Source organism: Aeromonas tecta, from assembly GCF_000820185.1.
GTDB classification, from domain to species: Bacteria; Pseudomonadota; Gammaproteobacteria; order Enterobacterales; family Aeromonadaceae; genus Aeromonas; species Aeromonas tecta.
This window is the reverse complement of record NZ_CDCA01000003.1, coordinates 1,353-1,568: the sequence shown is the minus strand read 5'-3', so window position 1 is coordinate 1,568 and position 216 is coordinate 1,353. Positions and strand designations below refer to the sequence as shown.

The following is a 216-nucleotide window of genomic DNA, read 5'->3' as shown; positions in this document are numbered from 1 at the left end:
GCAGCACCGCCAGGATGGGGCTGCCCGCTAGGTGCAGGCCTATGCTCCACAGGCAGAACCAGCCTGCGGCGAAGATGAAGCAGGCCGCAAGCGAGATGGCGACGTAGCTGGCGAGACGCGGGATCACCAGCTGTCCAGCATGCGGTGGGCCAGCTCCACGTTGTTGCTGACCTTGAGCTTGTCCATCAAATTGGCGCGGTGCACGTGCACCGTCTT

General features: G+C 63.9%; 1 protein-coding gene. It reads right to left on the bottom strand.

Annotated features, from left to right (window positions below; genetic code table 11):
• Positions 1-123: 123 nt before the first annotated feature.
• The coding region (locus BN1137_RS21650) for a LuxR C-terminal-related transcriptional regulator (protein WP_232306868.1) at positions 124-216 on the bottom strand (93 nt) is incomplete at its 5' end.